This is a genomic window from Bifidobacterium aemilianum (genome assembly GCF_003315635.1).
GTDB classification, from domain to species: Bacteria; Actinomycetota; Actinomycetes; order Actinomycetales; family Bifidobacteriaceae; genus Bifidobacterium; species Bifidobacterium aemilianum.
Genome location: NZ_PDCG01000043.1, coordinates 1 through 612, shown reverse-complemented (window position 1 = coordinate 612; position 612 = coordinate 1). Strand labels below are relative to the sequence as shown.

At 60.3% G+C, this 612-nt stretch carries 1 pseudogene; it reads left to right on the top strand.

Annotated elements, in window-relative coordinates:
- A pseudogene (locus tag CRD60_RS08320) lies at nucleotides 1–612 on the top strand (5-methyltetrahydropteroyltriglutamate--homocysteine S-methyltransferase); the annotation flags it as partial.

The window sequence follows — 612 nt, the reverse complement described above, 5'->3', positions numbered from 1 at the left end:
GGATGTGCTGGTACACGGCGAATTCGAACGCAACGATATGGTTGAATATTTCGGTCAGCGCCTAAAGGGTTTCCTGTTCACCAGAAACGCTTGGGTGCAATCCTATGGGACTCGCTGCGTCAAGCCCCCGATCATCTGGGGGGATGTGTCCCGGCCTGGGCCGATGACGGTGCGGTGGTCCTCCTACGCACAGTCGAAGACCGATCGGATGGTCAAAGGAATGCTGACGGGGCCGGTCACAATCCTCAACTGGTCATGGCCCAGGCAGGACATCGGCCGCAAGGAACAGACCGAACAGCTCGCCCTTGCCATCCGTGACGAGGTCGAGGACCTGGAGGCCGCCGGCATCCGGATCATTCAGATCGACGAGGCGGCATTGCGTGAGAAACTGCCATTGCGCCGCTCCGACTGGCATCGGGCATACTTGGATTGGGCTGTTCCCGCTTTCCGGCTGGTTCATTCCGGGGTCAGGCCCGGCACGCAGATTCATACGCACATGTGTTACTCGGAGTTCAACGACATCATCCGCGACATCGATGCGATGGCTGCCGATGTGATCTCGTTCGAAGCCTCCCGCTCCGACCTGACCGTCCTTGACGCGATCCCGGCGGG